Genomic DNA, 26,749 nt, shown 5'->3' with positions numbered 1-26,749 from the left:
TGCTTATTCCAATCCTAGTTTCGCTTTCAGGGCCTGCAAATCAGCTGAGGCTTGGCCGCTGCCGTCTTTACCCAGGGCCTTCTCAATTTCCTGGTCGATGGACTTGCTTTCATTGGCAATCTGCCCGTACGATTCGGCCAGCGCCTCTTCTGTCGCCACCTTCTCCTTCATACGTTCCAGCAGGGCCACCGTCCCCGACGAATCAAGTTGGGCCAACTGCTGATTGATGGTTTTGGTGGCTGTACTTACCGTTACGCGGGCTTTCAGGGTTTTTAGCTCGTTGTCCCACTGCGAAATGGTGCTTTTAAGCTGTTGCACGTTCTGGTCAAGTTGCTGGGCCGACGCTTCAAACTTCTGCTGATCCTGGACGGCGCGGGCGGCCTGGGCTTCGTGCTGGGTTTTTTTGAGCAGAGCTTCGGTGGCAAGGCGGTCGGCTTCAGTGGCCTCTATTTCTTGGCGGTGCGCTTTCTGCAGCAGCAGGACGGCTTTGTTTTCGTAGTCGAGGGCCCGGTTCCGTTCGGCTTCGCCTTCGTTGCGGGCCCGGATGGCCAGGGCCTTCACTTCGGCCAGCGCATGCAGGGCCTTGTCGAGGTCCTGGCGCAGGTCGCGCAAGCCCTGCTCTGTCATTTTGATGGGGTCTTCGAGCTGGTTAACGGCCGAATGCGCTTCGGCCTGCCCGATTTTGAAGATGCGGTTGAAGAGGTTCATGGCTGTTGGGGACTTGGTTTAGAAGGGACTTGGGGACTCGGTTGTGTGGGAGTGTCGCGCCGACAGTCATGCTGAGCGCAGTCGAAGCATCTCTACCTCTGGCTAACCAACACCATTGCAACGAAGCGGTAGAGATGCTTCGACTGCGCTCAGCATGACGTTTAGGCGTCCCCAATACCTCCTTTTGAAAACGCAATTAATTCGTCGCTGAACTCGCTAAGAAGTAGCGCCAGTGAGTTGAAAACGGCTTCCAGCTCGGGCCGGTCGAGGTGCTCCAGTTGCAGGGTGTCGCGGAAAATGACTTTGCGGCCCGACTCATCCAGCACGAAGGCGCCATGGATGATGTCGCGGTTTTTCTGCAGCAGGCGCTGGTAGATGTCGCAGTTAGGGGCGGGTAAATCCAGCAGGTATTGTTCCAAAATAAGCAGTGGCTCGCCGCAGCCCAGCACCAGGTGGTCAATACCCAACTCCGGCTTGCTTACCACCAGCAGGTTATTAGCCGGGTCTTGGTACTGCATATCGAAACCCAGTTCCAGCAGGTAGCTCTGAATTTTGGGAAAGTAGTGGTTGGCCATATAATGGAGGGAGAGAGTGTAGAAGCGGCCAAGATGGAATAAAAGCCCGGGCTTAACTGGCTGACCCTGGAAGCAGTAACAAGTAGTTGCTCAAAAAAGGAGCGTAGGATACGAGAGGCTGGCGGTATTATAGTAGCTTTACGATGCAAGTGTACTCAAAGTTTGAGATATGCTCAAATTGTGAGCGAATAATTTTTTACGCTATGTCCTACGTTGGTAAGAACATTCGGAAGATAAGAACGGTCAAAAAGCTCAGTCAGGCCGCTTTTGCGGAGCTTTTTGGGTTAGCCCGTCCCAGCGTGGGTGCCTATGAAGAAGGCCGGTCAGAGCCCAAAATGGAAACGCTCATCCAGATTGCTCAGCATTTTGGCTTGTCCGTGGACTTGCTACTTACGAAAGAGTTGACAGTAAACGAGCTCTACCATTTCGATATTTTTAAGCAGGAAGTTACTCCAGCTCAAGCCCCCAATTCTGCCCACGCCGACCAGCAAGCGGCCCTAACGCCCTTTGTACCCGCCACCCGCCTGCTCGAATACATTGTGCAGCACCACAACTCGGCGTTCGTGGATGCCTTACCATCCCTCACGTTTCCGCACGAGCTAGGGCCCACTACCCGCGCTTTTGAAATAGTAGGGGCCGAAATGCAGCACCAGCAGCAGGGCCTGCGCCACCAGGACGTGGTGCTCTGCTGCCGCGTGGATAAAGCGGCGGCGGCCGGACTGCGCGCGGGCCGTATCTACGCCTTTGTGACCCAAAATAGCCTCTTGGTACGGCGGCTGGCGGAGCGCCTGTCGGCCACCGTGCTCAAACTCCGCGCTGACAACCCCGACTATGGCGCCCAGGAGTTTGCCCTCGACCAGGCTCTGGAAATCTGGGAAGTGAAGGCCGTATTCACCACCCATCTGCGCCCCCCGTCCCGCATCGAGGACCGCGTAACGCGGCTGGAGCGGCAGGTAGAGGAGCTGCTAGCCCGGCTGGGATAGGGGCCCGGTTTCGTTGACCTGAGGGCGAAGCCTGCGGAGTGGAAATGATATGGTATTCTCGTCTTTGACTGCCGCTACCGTAGCACCAAGTAAGGTTGGAGCTTTTCCAGCGTGGCTTCATCCAGTATCCGAACCTGGCGGAGGTCGGCGGGTTGGCGGAAGGGGCCGTGCTGCTGGCGGAAGGCTACCAGCACCCGCGCCAGTCGTTTCCCTACATACGGGTGCGCCTGCAAAACCTCGAAGGAAGCGGTATTCACATCAACCAGGGCAGGGCTGAAGCCGGCCGCCACAAAGGTGTACTTGCGCAGGCTGTCAACCAGATCGGGGGCGTCGCGCAGGGCGTAGATTTCCGTGAGCTGATCTTCGCGCAGAAAACCACCCAGCCGCTGCCTGTACTCCACCACCCGCCGCGCGTAGCCCCGGCCTATGCCCCGGATCTGCATAAGCTGGGTAGTGTCGGCCGTATTCACATCGAAGGCCGCGAGCTTGGTAGGTTTGCTCTTAAAACGGCTCGTAACGGCTTCAAATGGCTTTCGGTTGGCAAACTGGCTCGGTCCTGATGAGTTGCGCGCGTACTCCCGGGCTTCCCGCGGCGGCAGTTGGTCGGGCAGCTGGATGTAAGGGGCCAGGCGGGCGTAGGTAGTGTCGGAAAGGCCGTAGGCTTTGCGGAGTTGCTCTTTGGCCCGGAAGCCTCCTGCCGCGCTGCGGTACTTCACCAGCCGCTCGGCCAGCCAGGCTGGGAGTCCCCGCGCCTGCCAATCCAGAGCGGTGAAGGTGTTGGGGTTGAAGGGGGCCAGCGCCACCTGCGGCACCCGGGTACGGGCGGCGTAGGCGCGGCGCGGATAACGGCTATTAAACTGCGGGCGGGTAGTGCGGCGGGCGGCCAACTCGGCGGCCCAGGCATTCAACTTTTGGGCATCGGCACGGGGCTCATACGTGGGCAAGGCCGGCCGCAGCAGGCTCGGCAGCCCCAGAGCCACAACCATCAAGAGTACTAATACAACCAAGCCGGAGGTTTCGCGGCGGGAAAAGCCGAAGTAGCGGCGCACGGCCCGTTGAACCGGGTGCAGCACGGAGCGGCGGGATACGGGCGGCTGGGCGGGCACCGGGCGCTGGGCGGGAGCAGGCATAACAGAATACGCGTCAGTAACGGATAGTACTGTTGAGTTTAGCGGGAAATCCGGATAAAACCAAACCTGCCGCGCCCAGGCGGCTTCTGCCTTACTTTCTGATCTTCACATCTACCTCGTAACGGTAGCGGGGCGGCCCCCCCAGGGGCACGGCAAAGAAGGGCAGGGCCACATCGTACTGGTCGGTCACGTAAAAAACCAGGTCGTTGGTGGCTTTGGAGAGGGAGGTCAGCTGCAAATCCAGGGACAGGCCGTGTTCTTTATCGGCAATGAGGTGGGTGCTGCTGGCCCAGGCATTGTCGCCGCTGGCCTTGGCCGGGTGGCCGTTTTTGGCCACGCTGAAAATCTTCAGCGCCACATCACCATCCACGTCAAAGTTGCTTTGCTTGATGCTCACCACGTGGTCGTTCACGAAGGGGTAAAGGTGGGTTTTGGCCCGTTTCTGGGGCGAGAGGCGGAAGCTATACTCGTAGGTAAAGGCGTTGCCGCCCTCCACGGCCACATTCTGGGTAGGGGAGGTGCTCAGAAAGTAGCGGTACAGGTTGCCGTCGTCGCCGGATTTTCCCTGAGTCACCAGCTTGAACACGTAGCCATTAAATTCCGGCACAAACTCGCCCTCCAGCGGGTTCAGCGGCCCGAAGGTGTACCACTTGTTGTCGTAGCTTTTATCGGCCCCAAACTTTACCTGTTTTAGGAGGGTACCGGCCCTGAACCGGCCCTTGGGCTCGGTGGCCCGGGCGTCGGGCGTGGAGTGGGCGCCGGCGCCACCGTACAGGCTGAACTCAGTGGTGGTATTCCAGCCGTACTTCGCCTCATCGTGCTGGCCGCCGCAGTCGGGGTCGAACACGCGGATGTACACGGGCTGGCGGTTTTCCTTGGGAATAAGGAAAAAGAACGTCTGGGTGAAATCATCGTCGCCCCAGCTTTTATCGGCCTGGCTGCCAAACGTAACCAGAAAGGCAACGTTTTCGCCGGGGTTGGGTACGGCCTGGCCTTGCGCCCCCAACACGATGCTCAGTAAAACCAGGGGAAGCAGGCCCCGCACCACCCGCAGAAAAGACAATACCATATTTCGAAAGTACCGCCTGCGGGGCAAATTCAGCAAATCATCCGGCCAAATACCGCTGCCCGTTGCTGAAACCGCGCGGGGCCCGTATCATTACACCATATTCTGCCTACCCATTAGCTAGCTCCGATGCCTACTGCCACCCGTACCACCGATTTTCTGGATGCCCTGGCTGCTGACGTGGAGCGGGTGCGTGAAATTGCTAACCGCCGCTTCCGCCCCCTCACCGATGACCAGCTGAACCGGGGGCCCGGGCCCGGTAAGTGGAGTGTGGGTCAGTGTCTGGAACACCTGAACATTGTGGGGGGACTGTATCTGCCGGTTATGAGCCGCAAGGTGAAGGCGGCCAAAGAGCGGGGCTCCTCGCCGGCCGCCACGGTGGTACACGGCTACTTTGGGCACAAAATGACGGAAGCCATGCGCGCGCCCGCCTCGGAAAAGCCCATGAAAACACCCCAGCAGTATGCGCCCAGCGGGTCCCGGCTGCCGCGCACAGTTATTGAGGTGTTCAGCCGCCAGCTGGATGAACTGAGCAACCTGATTGAGCAGGCCCGCCGCGTGAATGCCAACGCCGTGCGCATCCCCAACCCCATCATTCCGCTGTTGCTCCCCCGCCTCACCGATGTGCTGGAGCTGTTGGTGGAGCATATTAAGCGCCACGTTCGGCAGGCGGAGCGCGTGCTGGAAAGCCGGGAGCTGTAGCAAGCAGGTTACTGCAGTGCCACGGGGTTGCCCGAGTGCCTGGGCGAGTGGGGCAGAAAGTAGGATAAGGAAATAGTTGCGCCCCGGAGGTATTCCCGGTGCTGAAGCTGGCGCTCCAGGTAGCCCGGCAGAAGGGGCGTCAGGCTGGCCTGATAGCACGCCTGAACGTGCACCCTCTGCCAGCAGTAGCCCCCGCCAACTTGCAGCCCGGCATCAATAGGTCGGATATCGGCGCTGGAGCCGCCCCCCAGAATACCGAAGCCCCGACCACTACCCGACCTATAGCCATACACCAGGCGCTGCCGCCCCGCTGCTGCCCGCGTTATGTTGCCCCAACTATCGGTGTACTGGTATCGGTAGCGCCCGCGCATTCCTAGCCCGGCGTAGCCGCCTACCAGCAGTTGCCAGCCATTGCCGGCTCCGGCCGGCTGGTACACCAGCAGCGTATGAGCCAGCAGATAGGTAAGCCGGTAAGCATCCTGGCTACGGTAGCGGCCCACTGTTGGCACGCCTTTTTGGTCGGCTTCATACGTGACATCTTCCCGCAAACGGTAGCCGCGCATGGCTCCGCCCAGACCATATTGCAGCGCCCAGTGTGAGGCCAGGCGGGTTTCGGCCACTACGCCCAACTGCCAGGTTGGCCGCGCCCTGGTTGCGTAGAGTGCCTGCCCGCGCAGGTGTACCCAGCCCGCGCCTCCACCCGCCTGCACGCCATACTGAGTGCGGTGTTGAGCCCTGGCGGCGGTGCCGGTCAGCAAACCTAGCAACAGGCTTGCGCCGAGTAATTTGAATGGGTGATGCATACCGGCCGGAATAGAGTTGGGTAATAATGTCGGGGGCTAAGGTGGCGGCAAAATAGGGTAGCAACCATCTGAAATAAGCAGCTAGGGCTACTGCGGGGAAGGAGTTGAAAAGTCTGACTGTTGCTCTCAGTCGGGTAGCCAGATGCACCGCTTAATGCACTGCTGATGAGGTTTTACTAGGATAGGTGGAGGCTACTGCCGATACCTAACGGCAGCAGTGTAGTCTGATTGGTAGGTATTTTTTTCTACTGCTGATGTGGAATCTGCCCACAGTCGGCATCTGGGTTTTTATCAACTTGCCCCGCTTATACGTTCCTGCTGCATGCGTCCATTCCTGTTGAGTTTACTTGCCCTGCTGATGTTCTTCGCCACCGGCTCCTCTCAGACCACCCCGCCCGGCGCGGGTGGCCCTAACCCAGCAACCTGGAAAAAGATTGACCAGCTGCTGGCCAAAGACCAGACCGCCTCGGCCGCCAAGTTACTGGAGCCGCTGTACCAACAGGCCCGCCGCCAGCAGAACACTCCCGAGCATTTGCGGACCCTGCTCTATAAGCTGCGTTTGCTGGAAGCCCGGGAAGAAGAATCCGACGTGCAGGCTATTCAGCTGGTGGAGCAGGACCTGCAAACGGCCCGGTTTCCGGCCCGGCCGGTGCTGCACAGCCTGCTGGCCCAACTGTACGCCCGTTACTACGACGCCCACCGCTACCAGCTCTACGACCGAACCCGCACCAAAACGGACACCGCCGACCAAAGCCTTACCGACCTGCGCACCTGGGATGCCGCCCGCCTGGGAGCGGCTGTGGTGGAGCACTACCGCGCCTCGGTGCAGGACGAGCCCCACCGTCAGCAGCAGCTGAAACTCGCCACGCTGGGCTACCTCAGCCGGGGCGGCAGCACCGAAGGCCGGGCCCTGCGCCCTACTTTGTATGATTTGCTCGCTCACCGCGCCGTGGAAGCCCTCGGCAATGATGAGCTATACATCACCAAGCCCGCCCAGCAGTTCGAGCTGATGGATGCCGCCCTGTTCGGCCCCGCCCCGGAGTTTGCCCGCCTGAAGCTGACGGCCCCGCAAGCTGATTCGCTGAACGGGCAGTTCCACGCCCTGCAGGTGTTGCAGCAGCTGCTGGCCTTCCGCCTCCAGGATGCCGGTAACCCCGCCGCCCTGGCCGACGCTGACCGGCTGCGGTTGGAGTTTGTGCACGAGCACGCCACGCTAGCCAACAAAACCGAGCTGTACCGCGCCGCCCTGGCCCGTGCCGCCGATACGTACAAAGCCCTGCCCATCAGCGCAGAGCTGCGGGTGCTAGAAGCCGGCACCTGGGAAGAAACCGACCCCGCCCAGGCCCACGCGCTGGCCGTAGCCGCCGAGAAGCAGTTTCCCAAATCCCGGGGCGTGCAACAGGCAGCTGCCCTACGCCAGCGCCTGGAGCGGCTGGAACTGGCCTTCACTACCGAGGACGTGCTACTGCCGAATCAACCATGGCTATTACGCCTGACGGTGCGCAACGCCCCACTCCTATATGCCACGGCCTACCGCATCAGCAATGCGCAGGTGTTGCGCCAGCTGGAGCGGCCGGAGTTGTACCAGAACAAAACCTGGCAGCAGCGCTACGCCCGCGCCTTGGCCGCCAAACCGGTTGCCACCTGGACGCTGGACCTGCCCGGCCCCCGGGACTTCCGCAGCCACACCGTGCAACACGCCGGTCCGGCTTTGCCGCTGGGGCAGTATCTCATCGTGCTGAGCACCAGCGCCAGCAACCCCACCAAGGAGCAAGTCGGTGCAGTTACGGCTTACAGCCAGGTGCAGGTGAGCGAGTTGAGCTATGTGCGCCGCAGCGCCGACCGTACCGAGGGTCCCGAGCTGCTGGTGCTGCACCGCCAAAGCGGTGCGCCTCAGCCCGGTGTGCAAGTGCTGCCCTTCTTTCAGTTCTACGACCAGAAAAAGCGGGAATATCAGCAGCGGCGCGGGGAGCGGTTGACTACCAACGCCGAGGGCCAGACCCAGATTCCGGTGGGCCAGTTTACCGGCGAAAACACCCAGATTGAGGCCGCTCTGTTCACGCATGGCCCTGATTCGCTGCTGATGGCGGAGAGCTTGGGCTATTTCATGCCCCGCCGTAACCAACTGGACCGCCAGGAGGAGGCCCAGCGTCGCACCTTCCTCTACACCGACCGCGCCATCTACCGCCCTGGCCAAACAGTATACTTCAAGGGAATTCTAACAGAAACGCTGGCCGGAAAATCAAAGCTGCTGACCAAACGGGCTGTGAGTTTGCGGCTGATGGATGTGAACGGGCAGATGGTGAAGTCGCTTGATTTCGTGACCTCGGAGTTTGGCTCCTTCCACGGCTCCTTTGTGCTGCCGACGGGGCTGCTAAACGGCGAAATGTCGTTGCAGACGCAGTACGGCAGCCAAAGCTTCGCGGTGGAGGACTACAAGCGGCCCACGTTCCAGGTTACGTTTGAGCCGGTGCAGGGTACGCCCGTGCTGGGCCAAGAGGTGACGGTGCGCGGCAAGGCCACGGCCTACGCCGGCCAACCCATTGACGGGGCCACGGTGAGCTACCGGGTAGTGCGGCGCACGTTCTGGCCCTTCTTCGGCCGGGGCTTCTACGGTGGCGGCCGGCCTGAGCAGGAAATCCTCAGCGGCACGGCCCGCACCGATTCGGCCGGGGGCTTCTCCATCACCTTCAAGGCCAAAGGCGACGCCGCGGCGGCTGGCAAGCGCGGCGGCTGGGGCCCCGGCTACGCCTTCGAGGTAACAGCCGACGTGACGGACGCCGCCGGCGAAACCCGCACCGGCACCCAGCGCGTGAGTCTGGGCACCGAGGCCCTGACCCTGCGCCTGGAGCTGCCCGAGCTGCTGAACCGCGCCGAGCTGCCCACGCCCCGCCTGCTCAGCACCAACGCCGCCGGCGAGGCCCAGCCCGCTCGGGGCCAGCTGCGTCTCTACCGCCTCACGCCGCCCGCCCGGCCGCTGCGCCCCCGCCTCTGGGAACAGCCCGAGCGGGAAGCGTTGAGCCAGGATGAATTTAAACGCCGCTTCCCGCTGGATGCCTACAGCCGGGAAGACAACGACAGCACCTGGGCTCGTACCCTCGTGCTCACCCAGGACTTCGATACCGACAACACCCCGCTGCTGCCCGCCCTGCAAACGGCCTTGGCCGCCCAGCCGCCCGGCCGCTACCTGCTGGAAGCCACCGCCGCTTCGGCTGCGGCCAGTCAGCCCGAACCCCGCGCCGAGCAGCGGTTCACGCTGTTCGACCCCGCTGCCACCACGTTGCCCGTGCCCACGGCCGATTGGTTTGTGCCGTTGCAGGACAGCGTAGCACCCGGCCAGACCGCCCGCTTCCTGGTGGGTAGCTCCCTGGATGGGGCCCGCGTGCTGCTGGAAGCCGAGGCCAAGGGGGAAACCCTGCGCCACGAGTGGCTGACCCTGCCCGCCGGCGAGCAGCGCGTGGTGGAAGTGCCCATGCCCGCCGCCCTCGGCGAAACCCAGCTCTACGTGCACCTCACCCAGGTGCGCGACAACTGCCTCTACACCCACACGGCCCCGGTGCAGGTGGCCACGCCGCCCACCCCGCTGGTGCTCAGCATTGCCACCTTCCGCGACAAGCTGCAGCCCGGCCAGAAGGAAACCTGGCGCGTCACCATCCACCAGACCAACGGCCAACCCGCCGACGCCGAGCTGCTGGCCACGCTCTACGATAAGTCGCTGGACGTATTCCGCCCTCACGATTTCGCCGCCCCGGAGTTCTACCGCCCCTACTTCCCGCCCACGCTGGCCTGGCAGGGCCGCTTCGGCACGGAGGATGGACAGGAGCTGTTCAATCGGTACGTTGCTACGTACTATCCCGACGCTATCCTCTACCCTCATCTGAATATGTGGGGATTATGGGGCAATGATGAAATTCCGGACCAGGAAGAGTTGAGGGATAAGGTAGTAGCCTCTGAAACGGTAAAGGGCAACACGGACAGTCCGGCCGACCTGGCCGGCTTAGAGCCCGGCTCGGGCATTATGGTTGCGGCTGACCGGGAAATGGCCCCGATGTCGGCTGCGGCTCCAATGGCCCAAAATGCTAAAATGGCCCGCTCGGCTAAGTTCGGTGCCCCTTCCCCCGTTTCTCCACCTGAAACTGCCCAGCCCGACCTGAGCACCGTGCAGGCCCGCAAGGATTTCCGGGAAACAGCCCTGTGGATGCCCGCCGTGCGTACCAACGCCCAGGGCGAAACCGTGCTGGAGTTCCAGCTGCCCGAAGCCGTGACGCGCTGGCAGCTGCTGGCCCTGGCCCACGACCAGCAACTGCGTACCGGCCTGCTGCGCCGGGAACTGGTGACGCAAAAGAGCCTGCAGGTGACGCCCAATGCTCCCCGCTTCTTCCGGGAAGGCGACCAGCTGACCTTCTCAGCCAAGCTCAGTAACCTCACAGCCCAGGCCCTCAGCGGCACCGCTCAGCTCATTCTGCTCGACGCCCGCACCCAACAACCCTTGGAAAGTCAGCTGCTAAAAAGCCCGGCTCAGGTGAAGTTTAGCCTCAACGGCAACCAAAGCCAAGCCGTGAGTTGGAACCTGACCATCCCCGAAACCGCCGAAGGCCAACTCCCCCTCGAAGCCATTACCTACCGGGTAGTAGCGCGCGGTCAGTTGGCATCCGCTAGTTCTCAATTGTCAGGCAAAGACAAGAAAGAGCAGCGCAAACAGCGCCGCCAGAACAGTCAGGCAACTGGTAACTCACAACTGGCAACAGTTGAAGATGGCGAGGAAAACACCCTGCCGGTGCTGCCCAACCGGGTGCTGATTACCGAAACGCTGCCGCTGGCGGTGGTGGGGCCGGCTACCCGGGAGTTTGAGCTGAAGAAGCTCACCAGCACCACTTCCAGCACCCGCCGCAACTACTCGCTCACGCTGGAGATGACGCCCAACCCGGCCTGGTACGCCGTGCAGGCGCTGCCCTACCTGATGGAGTACCCTTATGAGTGCTCCGAGCAGACCTTCAGCCGCCTTTACGCCAATCTGCTGGCCGCTAAAATTCTGCAGAGCAACCCCCGGCTGCGCACCGTGCTGGCCGAGTGGCAGCGCGCCGCCCAGGCCGGCGATAAAGCCGCTCTCAGCAGCAAGCTGGAGCAAAACCAGGAGCTAAAAAATCTGCTGTTGCAGGAAACGCCCTGGGTGCGCGACGCACAGAACGAAACCGAGCGGATGCGCCGCCTCGCCGAGCTGTTCGACGAGCCCCACCTCAAAGCCGAAACCGCCCGCGCCCTCACCAAGCTGAAGCAGATGCAGCTGCCCGATGGCTCCTTCCCCTGGTTTGAGCGCATGCCCGCCGACCGCTACATCACCCAGCTCATCGTGGCCGGCTTCGGCAAGCTGCAGAAGCTAGGGGCCTTCGATACCCAGCAGGACCCCACCGCCCGCCAACTCCTGCAAAACGCCGTGGCGTATCTGGATGGCGAGCTGCAGGACGACTACACCCAGCTCCGCAAGCAGCCTAAGGTAGATTTGAAGCAGGACCACCTTACCGATCTGCAGGTGCAGGCCCTGTACGCCCGCAGCTTCTGGCCCGCGCTGGCCGTGCGCAAGGAGGCCCAGTCGGCCCAGGCCTACTACCGGCAGCAGGCCGCCACCTATTGGCCGGGCCGCACCCGCTACCTGCAGGCCGAAATGGCCCTGGCCCTGCACCGCGCCAAAGTGCAGCCCTCTGCCGTCAAAAACATCCTCACGGCGCTGCAGGAAAATGCCCTGCACTCCCCGGAGCTGGGCATGTACTGGAAAGAAGTGCGCGGCGGCTACTACTGGCGCGAAGCCCGCACCGAAACCCAGGCCACGCTCATCGAAGCCTTTGATGAGGTGCTCAACGACCAGAAATCGGTGGATGAGATGAAGCTGTGGCTGCTCAGTCAGAAGCGCGTGCAGAACTGGGAAAGTACCCGCGCCACCGCCGATGCCTGCTACGCCCTGCTGCTGCGCGGCTCCAGCTGGCTGCAGCCCACCCAGCCCCTGCAGGTAACGGTAGGAGGGAAGCCCGTGCAGCCCACCAGCCAGCAGGCCGGCACCGGCTACTACAAAGTAACCTGGCCCGCTGCCGACATCAAGCCCGCCCAGGGCCGCGTAACGGTGCAGAAGCCCGACGCCGGCGTGGCCTGGGGCGGCCTGTACTGGCAGTACTTCGAGCAGCCCGAGAAGGTAACGGCCGCCGTGGGCGGACTGCAGCTGGAGCGCCGCCTGTACCGGGAACAGCGCACCGCCGCCGGCCCCGTGCTGGAGCCCCTCACCGCCGCCACGCCCCTGCGCGTGGGCGACGTACTGGTGGTGCGCCTCGTGCTGCGCTCCGACCGGGACCTGGAGTACGTGCACCTCAAAGACCAGCGTGCCGCTGGTCTGGAGCTTATCGGCCAGACCTCCGGCTACCGCTACCAAAGCGGCCTGGGCTACTACGAGAGCCCCCGCGACGCGGCCACCAACTTCTTCATCAGTTACTTCCCCAAGGGCACCCACACCTTTGAGTACCGGCTGCGGGCCGCGCAGGCCGGCAACTTCTCCGGCGGCCTCTCCCAGCTGCAGTGCCTGTATGCCCCCGAGTTTACGGCCCACTCGGCCGGCACGCGGGTGCAGATTGCGGGGAAGTAAAACGGATTTTCCCGCAGTGGTTCGGGGTGGAAAGCGCAGGGTTTCGCAGTGACTATTCACCGCGAAACCCTGCGTATTCCACCCCGAGCCACTGCGGGAAAATACCGAGGGGTTGTCCTACCCGCTAATGGATTGTACATTTGCAGTCCGTTTGGTTTTATATAAGAATGAAGTTGTTACAACGCGCTGCTTTTCTACTACTGGCATTGCTGCTGAGTGCTGCCACTGCCTGGGCCCAGGATGAGGCCAAAGCCCCCGCTACGCCTACCAACCTCCCCGGCGAGGAAAAACTATCGGCCCAGGAGCGCGCTGAGCGAGATTTTCTGATGCCAGTACGCCGCAAGCAAGCCGCCAAGCTGCGCGCCACCGCCGAGGAAGCTGGCGTGCATCAGCCCGCCATTGAGGCCACTATTCAAAACCTGGAAGCTCTGCCCGAAGCCGACAAGCTGGCCCCCGTAGCCGCCCCCGAAACTCCGGCCGCTCCGGCCGTTGTGCACCGCCGCACCAGCAGCACGCACCGGAGCAGTAGCCGCACCTCTTCGCGCAAAAAGACTACTGCCAAGAAATCGACCGCCAAGAAGACAAGCACCCGGAAAAAGAGTACCCGGCGCCGCTAGCGCCCACCCACTTTTACAGCAAAAAGCCCCGCCGATGCATCATCGACGGGGCTTTTTGCTGTAGGCAGTTCAACGGTTACGCGTCCTGGGGCATGAGGCGCACTACCAGGCCATCCATGCGCGGGTGCAGGCGGATCTGGCAGGAGAGGCGGCTGCCCTGGGTCATTACGGGCAGGCTTTCCAGCATGGCCAACTCATCGTCGGAGGGCTCGGGCAGCTCGGGGCCAGCCAGTACCTCCACGTGGCAGGTGCCACACAGTGCCATGCCGCCGCAGGTAGCCTGAATGTCGTAGCCATCGGCTTTCATCACTTCCATCAAGCTCAGGCCCATATCAGTGGGCGCCTGAATTTCGCGCCGCTGCCCAGGCGCTTCCTCTACATATACGCGTACGTCTTCAGTCATAATATTTTAGAAGTGAGATTTTAGAAGTGAGAAGTGAGACGATGTTCACAGGTAATCTTTGAACATCGTCTCACACTTCTCACTTCTAAAATCTCATGTCTTACAAAGTCGGTACCCCGTTTACAGTGGTGTACTTGAGGGTGTACTTTTTGTCGGGGTAGATGTATTTGAAGGCGCCCTGGCACATGAGGGCGGCCTCGTGGAAGCCGCACAGAATGAGCTTCAGCTTACCGGGGTAGGTGTTGATGTCGCCGATGGCGAAGATGCCGGGCTCCGAGGAGGAGTAGTCGAGCGTGTTCACCTTCACGGCATCATTCTCAATTTCCAGGCCCCAGTCGCCAATCGGGCCCAGCTTGGGGGTGAGGCCAAACAGCGGAATGAACGAATCCACATCTACCTGCTCCGCGTCGCCAGAGTTGGCCGTGATGGTTACGGCATTGAGGCGGCCGTTGCCGTGCACGTGGGTTACGTTGCTGCTGAGGACGAGCTTTACCTTGCCAGCTTCGTGCAAGTGTTGCACCTTTTCGGCCGAATCAGCCGCGCCGCGGAAGGTGGTGCCGCGGTGTACCAGCGTTACTTCTTTGGCTACATCGGCCAAGAAAATCGTCCAGTCCAGGGCTGAGTCGCCGCCGCCGGCAATTACCAGGCGCTGGTCGCGGAAGGTTTCCGGGTCGCGCACCATGTAGTACACGCCTTTGCCGCCTTCAAAATCGGTGAGGCTTTCAATGGCGGGCTTGCGGGGCTCAAACGAGCCCAGGCCGCCCGCAATGGCAATGGCTTTGCAGTTGATTTCGGTGCCGTCGATGGTAGTAACCACGAATGAGCCATCGTCCAGCTTGCGGTAGCCTTCCACCCGCTCACCCAGCGTAAAGGTGGGGTGAAAAGGCTCAATCTGCCGCATGAGGTTGCTTACCAAATCACCGGCCAATACCTCCGGGAAGCCCGGAATGTCATAAATCGGCTTCTTGGGGTAGATTTCGGACAGCTGCCCGCCCACCTGGGGCAGAGCGTCTACCACATGGCAGCGCAGTTTCAACAAGCCGGCTTCAAATACAGCAAACAGCCCCACCGGGCCCGCCCCGATAATGCAGATATCGGTGGAAATGGAATTGGTCATGCAACAACAGCGAAAAACGAAACAAATGGGAGGGTAATCGTCCCTAGGTAACAGCTGAACACCCCAAATCGTTGGCCTCCGGCCTTAATCTGGTAGCAGCAGCGCACTACGCGGGTGCAAAGATAGGGAGCTGGCTCCCAGCCTGTGTCCTTACTACAAAACTATGCAGTATTGTGTCGCTGCAGATCTAGAAGCGGGCACGTAGATGTACTTTGACCCTATGTCACAAATTGCAGCCAATGTGCCTTGAGGAAAGTGAGACTAGAGGATAGGTTTGTCTATCAGTCCACCTTCACAAAAAATTATTAACAATTATGTTCACTTCCTCTCGCATACTATCCGCAGCCGTTCTGCTGGTAGCCAGCGCTTTAAGTAGCTGCAGTAAAGAACAGGATATTGCTCCGGCCGCATCAGCTTCTACGGCATCCAGCAACGTAACCGACCCCAATTACATTGGCGGGCCCAGCGTAATTGCGTATGGACAACAAGCTACCTATAGTTATGTACACCGGGGTAACGGTGGAACTTGGGACTTAGGACTTGATTCGGGCTTTTCGGTTGTATCGATTACCGATTACCGGGGTAAATCTTATATCGTAGTACAAGCACCTAGCTATGATTCTCAAACGACGCTGGATTTCTGGACGCCGGACGAATACTACGGTGGTGGGCGAGGAATTAGCTCTGGGCCTACTACTTTGTACTAGCTCCGCCAAAGCTCAATCAGCCCTGATTAAATGAAAAAGGCCCTCAGTACTGGACTGAGGGCCTTTTCTGTGGTCGTGTAAGGAGTCGAACCTTAAACCTTCTGATTCGTAGTCAGATGCTCTATCCAATTGAGCTACACAACCAACTTGTTACCGTTTCGGAAGCGTTTTTCCGTTTTGGTTGTGCAAAGATAGAGGCTAAAACTTGGGTAGTGCAAGCGGCCGGCGAAAAAACTGCTGAAAAAGCAGTGAAAAGAATGCAAGCTGCTGAAATTCAGCTAACATTTTTTTGCTCTTTTTCTGCGCCCTGTGCCAGCACCCGCTTTAGAGCCCGGGTAAACAGAAAGTAGAGGCCAAACAGCGAAACTGCCAGCAGCACCACAACCAGCACCTTGCCCGCCGTGCCCGTGTCGGGGTCCTGAATGAGTTGGAGCACGTCTTGAGCCTTGGTGCCCAACCAGTAGAAAAATAATGTGCGTGGCAGCATGCCTACCACCGAGGCCGTGAGAAACTGCCGCTGCGGTACGCCTACTACCGCAAGAATAAATGTAATAAGGGCAAAGGGTAGCACTGGGGAAAGGCGGGTGAGTAGCACTAGCCGCCAACTGTCGCGGCGGAGCTCGTGCATAATGGCGTGGGCCTTCGGAAACCGCTCCAGCAGCCGAATCAGCTTACCTTGGTCGAGCGAGTGGGCAATGAGGTAGCCTCCGTAAGCCGCCAGCATATACGTCAGCAGCATACCCGCAAACCCCGGCCATCCGAAGAAAAAGGCTGTTACCAGCACTACCACGGTAGTATGGGTGAGGGAAAGCGTCATGGTGCAGGCCACCAGCACAAAGTAGAGTAGCATTTGCCAGGTCGAGAGGTGCGTTAGCCACGCCTGATTTTCGTGCAGAGTCCAGGCCAGCACACTGTCGCCGACCAGGGGCAGCACCGTGAGTAGCACCAGGGAAATAAGAGTGGAGGTGTTCTGATGGAAAAGTTCTTTGATGAAGGACATACGCAGCAAACAAACGGGCCCACAGTGAGAAGGCAGCTCAAAGGTAGGAACGTAAGAAGGGCCGGGAAGGCTACACTAGCCGAAAGCGGATAGCAGAACATACTGCCAAAACCCCACTACCTTTGTTTCTGCCAACTGCCCACCCTCATTCTCCACCGTTTCTACGCTCGTTTTCATGAAATTCGGAACCAAGGCTATCCACGCTGGCGTGCACCCCGACCCCGAAACCGGGGCCATCATGACGCCCATCTACCAGACCTCAACCTACGTGCAACGCTCCCCCGGCGACCACAAGGGCTTTGAATACTCGCGCACCCACAACCCCACCCGCTCCCAACTGCAGGACGCCCTGGCGGCCCTGGACAATGGCAAGCACGGGCTGGCTTTTGCTACCGGTATGGCGGCCATTGATTGCATTGTAAAGCTGCTGCAACCCGGCGACGAGGTTATCAGCACCAACGACCTGTACGGGGGCTCTTACCGCCTGTTCACGAAGGTGTACGCCGCTTACGGCATCAAATTTCACTTTGTGCCCATGCACGATATGACGGCCGTGGAAGCTGCCGTGACTGAGCGGACCAAACTGATTTGGGTGGAAACACCTACCAACCCCCTGCTCAACATCATTGATATTGCCGCCGCCTCGGCCGTAGCCAAAAAGGCGGGTGCTCTGCTGGTAGTCGATAACACGTTCAGTACGCCCTACCTGCAAACGCCGTTGGAGTTGGGTGCCGATATGGTGATGTACTCACTGACCAAGTATATGGCCGGCCACTCTGATACCGTAATGGGGGCCGTGGTGGTGAACGACGACGAACTGCACCAGCGCCTGAGCTTCTACCAGAATGCCTGCGGTGGTACGCCCGGCCCCCAGGACTGCTTCCTGGTGCTGCGCGGCCTCAAAACCCTGCACGTGCGCATGCAGCGCCACTGCGAGAACGGCCGTAAGGTGGCCGAGTACCTCAAAGCCCACCCCAAAGTGGAGAAAGTGTACTGGCCCGGCTTCCAGGACCATCCCAACCACGCCGTGGCCGCTCAGCAAATGCGCGACTTCGGCGGTATGATTTCTTTCGTGCTGAAAGGTGACCGGAAAGAGGATGCCATTGCCTGCCTGGAGAAATTCCAGCTGTTCTCCCTGGCCGAAAGCCTGGGCGGCGTAGAAAGCCTCTCGGGCCACCCCGCCACCATGACGCACGCCAGCATTCCGGCCGAAGAACGCCGCAAAGCCGGCCTGTCGGACTCGCTGATTCGCCTGAGCGTGGGCATTGAGGATGCCGAAGACCTCATCGACGACTTAAAGCAGGCCATTGGCTAGGCCACCGGCGTAAGCTGAAACTCCGAAACGCCCCCGCAAACGAACAGTTACGGGGGCGTTTTGCGTTGCTGACGCATGGCCTGAACCGGGCAATCTGCCGGCGACGGCCTGCCGTATGTGGTAGCCCCAATCTATTTCTGATGCCGCTTTACTTTCGTTGTATCTGGCTGCTGCTCCTGGTGCTGATAGGCTGTACGGAGCCTACTCCTGCGCCCGCGCCCCGCCCGACCACGCCGACTCCTGTACCTACCGCGCCGGCCAACTCAGTGAGCTACCTGGCCCTGGGCGACTCCTACACCATTGGGCAGAGCGTGCCGGCCTCCGACCGGTGGGGTGTGCAGCTGGCGCAGCTCGCCCAAGCCGAAGGGTTACAGACTCCTGACATCATTGCCCAGACTGGTTGGACCACCGGGGAGCTGCAACAAGCCATAAGGGCGGCCAATGTGCAGAAAACCTACGGGCTGGTGTCGTTGATGATTGGGGTGAACAACCAGTACCGGGGCTTACCGCTGGATACGTACCGCACAGAATTTCGGCAGCTTTTGCAAACGGCCGTTCAGTTTGCCGGGGGGCGCCCTCGCCGCGTGTTCGTGCTGTCTATTCCCGATTGGAGCCAGACTCCGGCCGGCCGCAGCTACCCCCAGGCCCGCATCAGCCAGGAAATAGACCAGTTTAATGCCGTGGCCCGCGAAGAATGTTCGAAGGTAACAGTGGAGTTCGTAGACGTTACGGACCTTACTCGGAGTGCCAGCTCCGCGCCCGCTCAGTTTGCCCCAGATGGCCTGCATTACTCCGGCTTGCACATGGGCCAATGGGCCAATCGGGCGCTGCCCGTTGTGCGGTTATTACTGAAGTAATCGGCGCGTAGTAGCCAACAGCGAATATTGGCAGAGAGGCTACTGCTGCCTTTCTATCCGAAATGGCTCTGACCGATAGTACACTGGTCTAAGGCCCGGTTGTTTACAGGAAATTTTGGAGCCCGAAAACAAAATCTGCGGTTGGCTGTAGTACTCGCACTTACCCCCAAGGCCACTGGTTTGGGGCGTGTTTTTATCTTTGCCGCGTGAAAAATTACCTCTCAGCCGCCCTTGCCTTGCAGGAAAGCCGGTTGACAACTGCCCGCTTTTCCTCCGTCACCTCCAGCCCGTCCGCTTGCGGCGCAGGCATGGGGTGCTGTTGCTGTTGTTGAGAGTAGCCCTTGGCCGGCCGTAGTGCCCAGGCCGTTTTCACCCTACCCAGGTTTTCTTCTGAGCTGAACGCTACCGGCCAGGTAAGCGTGCAGCGCGTATGCGGGTTAAAGAACCCTCGGAAGAAGCCTGCCTTCTCTTTTGCTGACCTGTGGTTGCTGCCCGGTAGCTGTCCTTTCCCGTGGTTGGAGAGCAGCACCGGTAGCGTGTTGGTTGATGTGCCTTGCACCTACTGCTAAGCCCTTACCCGGGGCTTGGGGCGGGTAGTGTTTCCCTTTTTTCTTCCTTGTTTATGAATCATCTATTCTCCAATCGTCTGGGGCTGGTAACGGCGTTGTCGTTGACCAGCTTTGCCGCCGTTGCCCAGCAAGTGGGCGTTTCGGGGCGCGTGACCAATGCGGCCGGTGAAGGCCAGCCCGGCGTAACGGTGCTGGAGCGCGGCACCAGCAACGGCACCAGCACCGACGCCGACGGCCGCTACCGCCTGGATGTGGCCCCCACCGCCACCTTGGTTTTCTCCGCCATTGGCGCTGCCACCCAGCAACTACCCCTCAACGGCCGCACTAGCCTGGATGTACGCCTGCAGGACAATGAAACGGCCCTGAACGAAGTGGTGGTAACCGGTTCCCGAGCTACCGAGGGCCGGTCCAATATCCTGACCACTTCGCCCGTCGATGTTATTTCGGCCCGGGAAATCAAGGCGTACGCCCAGACCGACGTTACCCAGATCCTGACCTACATTGCCCCGTCCTTCCAGAGCAGCCGCCAAACCGTAACCGATGGCACCGACTTCGTGGACCCCGCCACCCTGCGCGGCCTGGGCCCCGACCAGGTGCTGGTGCTGGTGAATGGCAAGCGCCGCCACACCTCGGCCCTGGTGAACATCAACGGCACGCCCGGCCGCGGCTCGGTGGGTACCGATATGAACGTTATTCCGCCGGCGGCCATCAAGCGCATTGAGGTGCTGCGCGAGGGTGCGGCGGCCCAGTACGGCTCCGACGCCATTGCGGGCGTCATCAACATTCAGCTCAAAGACGATACCACCGGCGTGCAGGCCAGTAGCACCGTGGGCCAGACGGTGGAAGGCGACGGAGAGTTGTTTCAGGCCGATGCTAATGCCGGTTTCGGGCTGGGGCGCCGGGGTTTTGTGAATGTGAGCGGGCAGTTCAGTAACCGCTCCTTTGTGGACCGCAGCCGCCCCGATACGGCCCCCCTCATTTACCTGGGCAGCAACGGTAACTACCCTGCCAGCGCCAACACCGACCAGTTGAAGCGCGACCTGAAAGCTCAGGATGATGCCCTGGTAGCGGAGCGGGGCTATAACCGCCGCAACATCCGGGTGGGCAGCTCCGACGTGCGCACCTACGGCGGTTTCTTGAACGCGGCCTACGATTTGGCCCCCAATCTAGGCCTGGAGGCTTATGTAACGGGCGGCCTCACACGGCGCACCGGTCGGGCCGGGGCCTTGTACCGCCTGCCCAACCAGGCCACCCAAAGCGACCTGACTCTTTACCCCAATGGCTACCTGCCCTTCATCAACAGCACCGTGGACGATGCCTCGCTCATTACCGGCATTCGGGGCCAGGTGCTGGGCTTCGCGGCCGATTTGAGCAATACCTACGGCCGCAACAGCCTGCGCTACGACGTAACCAATACGCTCAACGCCTCCCTGCCCCAGGGCACCAGTCCCAGGGAGTTCTACGCCGGTACGCTCATTTTCCAGCAGAACACCGTGAACCTGGGCTTCTCGCGCAAGTTTACCAGCGTACCCGCGCTGAGCACCCTGAACGTGGCCTTCGGGGGAGAATTTCGGACGGATATGTTTGAGATTGAGGCCGGGGAGGAAGGATCTTACCTGGCCGGAACCCGCACCGTGAACGGGGCCCGCGCCGCCTTTGGGGCCCAGGGCTTCCCTGGCTACAAGCCCCAGGACGCCGCCAGCCACACCCGCACCAACGTGGCCGGCTACCTGGATCTGGAAAGCGACATCACCGAGAAGCTGCTGGTGAGCGTGGCCGGCCGGGCTGAGCGGTACTCTGATTTCGGCAACAACGTGAGCGGTAAGCTGGCCGCCCGCTACAGCATCCTGCCCGATGTGGCGGTGCGTGGCAACCTGGGCAACGGCTTCCGGGCCCCGTCGTTGCAGCAGCGCTACTTCACCAACTCCAGCACCCAGTTTACCAGCGGGGAGCTGCGCGAGGTGCTCACCACCAACAACGATGACCCCCTGACCCGGGCCTTCGGCATTGGCTCCCTGAAGCAGGAAAAATCGAAGAATTACAGCCTGGGCCTCACGGCGCGCGTGCTCCGCACAATTACCCTGACGGTAGATGCCTACCAGATTGACATCAAGGACCGGATTGTGCTCAGCAGCCAGTTCAACCGCAGCAACGCCGCCGTCAACCAGATTCTGGGCACGCTGCCGGTACAGGGCATCCAGTTCTTCGCCAACGCCGTGAACACCCGTACCCGGGGCTTGGATATTGTGGCGGCTGAGCGGCTACAACTGGGTGCCGACAGCCGCCTGACCCTCACGGCGGCGGCCAACTTCAACGAAACCACTGTGCGTAGCTTCAACAGCTCCCCCTTCATTGATGCCAACCCCAGCCTGCAAAACACCCTGTTTGACCGCGCTCAGCGCGCCCGCCTCGAAAACGGCCAGCCCCGCAGCAAAATCAACCTGAGCGCCGACTACGGTTACAAGATTTTCAGCGCGAACCTGCGCACCGTGCGCTTCGGGGAAATCCAGACCAAGGATGCCAACCCCGACCGTTCCTACATCGACCAGACGTTCTCGGCTAAGTGGGTGACGGATTTGGTGCTCAGCGCCCAAGTGCTCAAGAACGTGGGCATCAGCATCGGGGCCAACAATATCTTCAACGTCTACCCCGACCGGCTTTACCAGGACCCCAACAACAACGAGCAGAGCCTGACTTACACCACACTGGATGCTACCAACCGGGGCCGCTTCCCCTACAGCTCCAACCAGTTCGGCTACAGCGGCGCCTTTTACTTCGGCCGCGTGAACGTGTCGTTCTAACGGTTCACCGGCTTTCGGGCTGAATACAAAATGGCCGGCTTCCTGTGCAGGAAGCCGGCCATTTTGTATCTATCAGAGCAGGACTACTCGCGCAGCAACCGGAACTGTTGGTGCCCGTCGGCGGTGCGGGCTAGGTACAAGCCTGGTGCCAGTGCGGCCGTAGGCTGCCACTGCGCGGTGCCATCGGGGCGGCTGATAAGATGGGCTACTGCGCGGCCCAGGCCATCAACTACCGTAATACTCTGCGTGCCGGGTTTCTCTAGGGTAAATTGCACCTGTTCGCGGAAGGGAGTGGGGTAGGCCGTAAGTAGTGTGGCTCTGGGGGCAGCAGATCCTGTAATTACTCGGTTAGTCACTTCAATTGTGACGGCCCGAATTTCCCGGCCATTTTGCGGGCAGGAGTCGTCGTTTACCATCACAGCAAACGTGTAGCGACCCAGCGGCAAGGATGTTGGTACCTGCCACGTAAAGCGCGCTTGCGAAGAGGATACGCTTTGGATGGAGGGAAAGGTAACCGAGGGATATAGTGCGCTATACAGCAAAGGCGTGGAGCTGCTAAAACGGAGCTGCTGTCCGGCATCGGGGTCAGTACCTGTGAGGGTCAGATCAACAGTTTGCCCAGGATTGACAGGAATGGGCCGCGTGAAATCTAGGGTAGATGTTCCGCGCTGTAAAGCGGTGAAACGCGGATTTCTGTTGGAGCTAAAATCAGTCCGGACGTTGTAGAGTACATCGTACTGGATGCTGCCAATTTTAGTCCAAATACCATTCAGACGCCGAAATTCATTGGCCTGAATAACCATCACGTAGCTGCCCTGCACAAGGGTGAAGGGCACGGTTTCCAGTACGCCGGTAACAGCATCCAGCTTGAAATGAGGCGGCTGGACAAAACCAGCTGATGGGCGTGGGCAGCCCTGAGCCGTGAACCCCTCCGTCGGCGTTACAAACGCATAGGCCACTGAATCTCCATCAGCCTCCGCCGCTTTGGCAGTGAACTGGTGGTATTGCGTACCATTTAGGTCAAAAGCATCGGTGGAAACAAATTCCGGCGAATTGTTAACCAGTCCGGTTGAATTGTCGAGCGTTGCTGTAATAGTACCGCTGGAGCTTACTGAGTTGGGTATGTTAAGCACTCCATTTCGACGGTTAACGTTGTCAACCAAAAGCGTCCAGCGGTTGCGTGGTAGGGTAACTACCGCGGTATAATAATTCTTTCTGATGTTGAGCGCACCGCATTGGGCTACCCCAACTTGCTCAAAGCGCTGCCGGGGTATGCGGAGGGTAAAGCCATTTTGTACAGCAGCGGCACATCCGGCTTCCAAATTTGGCAAGCAGTTCAGCGTTGTTGCCGGCTCATCAACTGCGCCAGGAGTAGTATCAGTATAGAGAATGACCTGCACCTCATACTGGCTGGGTTGTGCAAGACGGCGGTAGGTAATGGTACCGGCGAGGTAATGCGTTGCATTGGCGGCAAAGCTGCTACACAACAAAAGGACGCAGATACCAAGACGGAGAATACATACTGCTTTCATATAGAAATAAGTGAGTGTGCTTAGTAATACCAATAAGCCAACGAAAACCCTATTTACCGCCCGCCGTGGAGTTGCTGTCCAGAATCTTCAGGAGCTCGTTGAGCTTGGGCGTCAGGATGATTTCGGTGCGGCGGTTGAGGGCCTTATTCTGGGGCGAGTCGTTGGTGGCTATGGGCACGTACTGGCTGCGGCCCGAGGCCGTTACGCGCTCCGGCTGCACGCCGCCGGTAGTGAGCAGGCGGGCAATTTCGGTGGCACGCAGTACACTCAGGTCCCAGTTGTCCTGCATGGCCCCGGCCGGGCGGCTGAACGGTACGTTATCCGTGTGGCCTTCCACTACCACGTTCACATCGGGCTGTTGCTGAAGCACGGTAGCCAGCTGCTTTAGCGCCTCCTGGCCCTTGGGGTCCACTTTGGTTGAGCCCGATTTGAACAGCAGCTGCTCCGAAAGGGACACGTATACTTTACCATCTTTCATCTTCACTTGCAGGTCGGTGCCCTGGAAGCCGCGCAGGGCGTTGCTTACGCTGGCTTTGAGGGCATCCACGGCCCGATCTTTCTCGGCCAGGGCCTTCTGCAGCTCCGCCAGGCGGGCCTCCCGGGCCGTGAGGTCGGCGGTAAGTTTGTCGATGTCGGTGCGGCTCTTGCGCAGGTTGGTATCCAGCTCGCCCAGCTCGGCTTCCCGGCGGGCCAGGTCCTTGGCTACCTTGTTGTAGTCGGCCGATTTGTCGGCCATAGCCCGGTCAGAGTTCTTCAGCAGCTTATCGTAGCTGTCGGTGAGCTGGGTGTTGAGCTGCTGCATGCGGCGCAGGTTACGGCCGGTTTCGGTGGAGTCGTCCACCAAGCGGCGGGTATCCAGGCGTAGCTGAGCCAGCTCATCGGAGGCCTTTTTTAGCTCCGTTACGGCCTGGCGGTACTGGCGCTCAGCGTCGGCTTTGCCCTGTTCGGTAGCCGTCTGGCGCGCTTTCAGGTCGTCGTATTTTTTGGAGGCCACGCAGCCGGGCAGGGCCGAGGCCGCCAACAGGGCGCACAAAGCAAGGGCAGGAAAGTGTTTCACGGCAAAGAGAGTCAGGAGAGGATAGCCAGAAAGCCCGCTGCTAACGCCTGGGGTTTCTGGCCGGCAAGGTAAGGCTCCGGCGGCGGATTCCGGGTAGGGGCCCCGGCGCTTTGCAGGGCCTTTTCTTCGCCTCATCCAACCCCGCCCGTATCCTACCTTCATTCTCTTTTCGCACTTTTGTATTCTGCCGTAACTTGTACCTCGGCAGTAAACAAACGGCCGGGGTGCTACCTTCACGCCCTCCTCTCCATTGACTTAAGCATCTCTCCATATGTCATCTTGGTTTAAGCGCAAAGAAAAAGGCATCGTCACGCCCACCGAACAGAAAAAAGAAACGCCCGACGGCCTGTGGTACAAGTGTCCCGAGTGCAAAACCGTGGCCACCATGGCTGAGCATAAGCGCCTGCTTTCTACCTGCGGCAACTGCGGCCACCACGACCGGATTGATGCCGCCGACTATTTCGATTTTCTGTTTGATAACCACCAATACCAGGAGCTGGACGCCGACATGCACTCGGCCGATCCGCTCCATTTTGTAGATACCAAGGCGTACCCCCAGCGGGTGGCGGCCACCGAGAAAAGCACCGGTCTGAAAGACGCCGTGCGCTCGGCTCATGGTCAGATGAATGGGCTGGGGCTGGTAGTGGCAGCCATGGACTTCAAGTTTATCGGGGGCTCGATGGGTTCGGTGGTGGGCGAGAAAATTGCCCGGGCCATTGACTACGCCCGCCAGAACCGTCTGCCCTTCCTCATGATTTCGCGCTCCGGTGGGGCCCGCATGATGGAAGCTGGTTTCTCCTTGATGCAGATGGCCAAAACCTCGGCTAAGCTGGCCCTGCTTTCGGAAGCCGGCCTGCCCTACATTTCTCTGCTAACGGACCCCACTACCGGCGGCGTTACGGCCTCCTTCGCCATGCTCGGCGACTTCAACATTGCCGAGCCGGGCGCCCTCATCGGCTTTGCCGGCCCCCGGGTTATCAAGGAAACCATCGGTAAGGATCTGCCCAAGGGCTTCCAGAGCGCCGAGTTTGTGCTGGAGCACGGCTTTCTTGATTTTATCGTGGACCGCAAGGAGTTGAAAAATAAACTTACTGAGCTCCTGACCATGCTTAAGCCAGTTGAAGTGGCTGTTACTGAGCCAGCTACCAGCAACTAGGAAATTTCTGCCGTTCAGCTGGTTGATTTTCGGCAAGCTTTTTGGCTAGAGCCCGTTAAATGCGTATTGGGCGCGTTTGACGGGCTTTTTTCTGCTTGCTACTACTTGGCGGTAGCCCTAAAGGCAACGGTATAGAGTCCTTTCTATATTTGCCGAACATTTTTTGCTCAACCGCAGTAAGAACCTGCACAACCACTCAGTCTGCTCTTTTTCTCCCCCTTCAATTTTCAACTCCTATGACTTCTCGCAATTCCCTGCTGACATTGCTGATGGCCTTTGTTCTCTTCGTGAGCTCCTGTGCCACCACCCGCAACCCCAACATTCCAGAGGCCACCAACGGTGCTGGTCCGCGCAACACGGGCATGAGCAAAACCGCTAAGGGCGGTATCATTGGGGCCGGTAGCGGCGCCGTGGTGGGTGGCGTACTGGGCCGCGTAATTGGCGGCAAATCGGGTACGGCTGCGGGTGCTATTATTGGTGCTGCCGTGGGCGGTACGGGTGGTGCCCTCATCGGCCGCAAAATGGACAAGCAAGCTGAAGAGCTGCAGCGCGACATGCAGAACGCCAAAGTGGAGCGCGTAGGTGAGGGTATCAAAATTACCTTCGACTCGGGCATCCTCTTCGATACCAACAAGAGCGACCTGCGCGCTGCTTCCATGACGGAAATCCAGAAAATGGCCGAAGTCCTGAAGAAATACCCCGATACCAACGTCCTCATCGAAGGCCACACCGATGCCAGCGGTTCCGATGCTATTAACCAGCCGCTGTCGGAGCGCCGGGCCCAGGCCGTGGCTAACTACACTACTTCCCAGGGCGTAGATGCTGCCCGCATCACCACCCAAGGATACGGCTCCAGCCAGCCCATCGGCGACAACACCACCGCTGAAGGCAAGCAGGCTAACCGCCGGGTAGAAATTGCCATCTTCGCCAACGAGAAGATGAAAAAGGCTGCCGAAAAAGGCACTCTGTAAGCTGATTCTCCCAGCACAAAAAAAGCCGCCTCATTTGAGGTGGCTTTTTTTG

General features: G+C 60.1%; 19 protein-coding genes and 1 tRNA gene. 9 read left to right on the top strand and 11 right to left on the bottom strand.

Annotation, left to right across the window (positions count from 1 at the left end):
- Window positions 1–3: 3 nt before the first annotated feature.
- Both ABIB60_RS10065 and ABIB60_RS10060 read right to left on the bottom strand, forming a co-directional pair.
- The gene (locus tag ABIB60_RS10065; protein WP_354579597.1) at window positions 4–708 is read right to left on the bottom strand and encodes a PspA/IM30 family protein; all 705 of its coding nucleotides are present in this window, start codon (window positions 706–708) and stop codon (window positions 4–6) included.
- Between the two features lie 161 nt (window positions 709–869).
- A complete protein-coding gene (locus ABIB60_RS10060; RefSeq protein ID WP_354579596.1) occupies window positions 870–1,283 on the bottom strand; it encodes a CesT family type III secretion system chaperone in 414 nt (137 codons plus the stop codon).
- A gap of 203 nt (window positions 1,284–1,486) precedes the next feature.
- Between ABIB60_RS10060 and ABIB60_RS10055 the strand changes: the two genes are divergently transcribed.
- Window positions 1,487–2,266: an XRE family transcriptional regulator gene (locus tag ABIB60_RS10055; protein WP_354579594.1), complete on the top strand. Its 780-nt coding sequence runs from the start codon at window positions 1,487–1,489 to the stop codon at window positions 2,264–2,266.
- Window positions 2,267–2,340: 74 nt separating this feature from the next.
- Here ABIB60_RS10055 and ABIB60_RS10050 read toward each other — a convergent pair whose 3' ends face one another.
- Together ABIB60_RS10050 and ABIB60_RS10045 are read right to left on the bottom strand one after the other, a co-directional pair.
- Window positions 2,341–3,396: a ComEA family DNA-binding protein gene (locus ABIB60_RS10050; protein ID WP_354579593.1), complete on the bottom strand. Its 1,056-nt coding sequence runs from the start codon at window positions 3,394–3,396 to the stop codon at window positions 2,341–2,343.
- A gap of 91 nt (window positions 3,397–3,487) precedes the next feature.
- Complete coding sequence (locus ABIB60_RS10045) at window positions 3,488–4,465, bottom strand: hypothetical protein (RefSeq protein WP_354579591.1); 978 nt, start codon at window positions 4,463–4,465, stop codon at window positions 3,488–3,490.
- Window positions 4,466–4,591: 126 nt separating this feature from the next.
- Here ABIB60_RS10045 and ABIB60_RS10040 point away from each other — a divergent pair, with 126 nt between their 5' ends.
- Window positions 4,592–5,164, top strand: a complete 573-nt coding sequence (locus tag ABIB60_RS10040; RefSeq protein ID WP_315999310.1) for a DinB family protein — start codon at window positions 4,592–4,594, stop codon at window positions 5,162–5,164.
- 8 nt (window positions 5,165–5,172) lie between these two features.
- Here ABIB60_RS10040 and ABIB60_RS10035 read toward each other — a convergent pair whose 3' ends face one another.
- Entirely contained in the window at window positions 5,173–5,967 is a 795-nt protein-coding gene (locus ABIB60_RS10035; protein WP_354579589.1) for an outer membrane beta-barrel protein, read from the bottom strand.
- A gap of 322 nt (window positions 5,968–6,289) precedes the next feature.
- On the opposite strand from ABIB60_RS10035, the gene ABIB60_RS10030 reads away from it, so the two are divergent.
- Entirely contained in the window at window positions 6,290–12,595 is a 6,306-nt protein-coding gene (locus ABIB60_RS10030) for an alpha-2-macroglobulin family protein (RefSeq protein ID WP_354579588.1), read from the top strand.
- A 167-nt stretch (window positions 12,596–12,762) separates the two neighbouring features.
- Window positions 12,763–13,212, top strand: coding sequence for a hypothetical protein (locus ABIB60_RS10025; RefSeq protein ID WP_354579587.1), 450 nt, complete (start codon window positions 12,763–12,765; stop codon window positions 13,210–13,212).
- 76 nt (window positions 13,213–13,288) lie between these two features.
- On the opposite strand, the gene ABIB60_RS10020 is transcribed toward ABIB60_RS10025, so the two are convergent.
- The 4 genes from ABIB60_RS10020 to ABIB60_RS10005 all read right to left on the bottom strand — a co-directional run bounded on the left by ABIB60_RS10020 (window position 13,289) and on the right by ABIB60_RS10005 (window position 16,439).
- Complete coding sequence (locus ABIB60_RS10020) at window positions 13,289–13,615, bottom strand: 2Fe-2S iron-sulfur cluster-binding protein (RefSeq protein WP_044003093.1); 327 nt, start codon at window positions 13,613–13,615, stop codon at window positions 13,289–13,291.
- A gap of 100 nt (window positions 13,616–13,715) precedes the next feature.
- A complete protein-coding gene (locus ABIB60_RS10015) occupies window positions 13,716–14,732 on the bottom strand; it encodes an NAD(P)/FAD-dependent oxidoreductase (RefSeq protein ID WP_354579584.1) in 1,017 nt (338 codons plus the stop codon).
- A 777-nt stretch (window positions 14,733–15,509) separates the two neighbouring features.
- Window positions 15,510–15,583, bottom strand: a tRNA-Arg gene (locus tag ABIB60_RS10010).
- Window positions 15,584–15,713: 130 nt separating this feature from the next.
- Complete coding sequence (locus ABIB60_RS10005) at window positions 15,714–16,439, bottom strand: TVP38/TMEM64 family protein (RefSeq protein ID WP_354579583.1); 726 nt, start codon at window positions 16,437–16,439, stop codon at window positions 15,714–15,716.
- Between the two features lie 175 nt (window positions 16,440–16,614).
- Here ABIB60_RS10005 and ABIB60_RS10000 point away from each other — a divergent pair, with 175 nt between their 5' ends.
- From ABIB60_RS10000 to ABIB60_RS09990, 3 genes are all read left to right on the top strand, one after another.
- Window positions 16,615–17,754 (top strand): cystathionine gamma-synthase, encoded by a 1,140-nt coding sequence (locus tag ABIB60_RS10000; RefSeq protein ID WP_354579582.1) that lies wholly within the window; start codon window positions 16,615–16,617, stop codon window positions 17,752–17,754.
- Window positions 17,755–17,894: 140 nt separating this feature from the next.
- Entirely contained in the window at window positions 17,895–18,611 is a 717-nt protein-coding gene (locus tag ABIB60_RS09995; protein ID WP_354579580.1) for an SGNH/GDSL hydrolase family protein, read from the top strand.
- 622 nt (window positions 18,612–19,233) lie between these two features.
- Window positions 19,234–21,981 carry a TonB-dependent receptor gene (locus ABIB60_RS09990; protein WP_354579578.1) on the top strand — a complete coding sequence of 916 codons (2,748 nt, stop codon included), beginning with the start codon at window positions 19,234–19,236 and terminating at the stop codon, window positions 21,979–21,981.
- Window positions 21,982–22,064: 83 nt separating this feature from the next.
- Here ABIB60_RS09990 and ABIB60_RS09985 read toward each other — a convergent pair whose 3' ends face one another.
- A complete protein-coding gene (locus ABIB60_RS09985) occupies window positions 22,065–23,546 on the bottom strand; it encodes a hypothetical protein (protein ID WP_354579577.1) in 1,482 nt (493 codons plus the stop codon).
- Between the two features lie 16 nt (window positions 23,547–23,562).
- Entirely contained in the window at window positions 23,563–24,570 is a 1,008-nt protein-coding gene (locus tag ABIB60_RS09980) for an OmpA family protein (RefSeq protein WP_354579575.1), read from the bottom strand.
- A 271-nt stretch (window positions 24,571–24,841) separates the two neighbouring features.
- Here ABIB60_RS09980 and accD point away from each other — a divergent pair, with 271 nt between their 5' ends.
- Together accD and ABIB60_RS09970 are read left to right on the top strand one after the other, a co-directional pair.
- Window positions 24,842–25,726 (top strand): acetyl-CoA carboxylase, carboxyltransferase subunit beta, encoded by an 885-nt coding sequence (gene accD / locus ABIB60_RS09975; protein WP_354579573.1) that lies wholly within the window; start codon window positions 24,842–24,844, stop codon window positions 25,724–25,726.
- Between the two features lie 236 nt (window positions 25,727–25,962).
- A complete protein-coding gene (locus ABIB60_RS09970; protein ID WP_354579571.1) occupies window positions 25,963–26,697 on the top strand; it encodes a YiaD family glycine zipper/OmpA-like lipoprotein in 735 nt (244 codons plus the stop codon).
- Window positions 26,698–26,749 lie beyond the last annotated feature (52 nt).

The organism is Hymenobacter sp. UYP22 (genome assembly GCF_040547285.1).
GTDB lineage: Bacteria > Bacteroidota > Bacteroidia > Cytophagales > Hymenobacteraceae > Hymenobacter.
The sequence above is the reverse complement of the archived record's forward strand: the minus strand, read 5'-3'. Positions and strand labels throughout refer to the sequence as shown.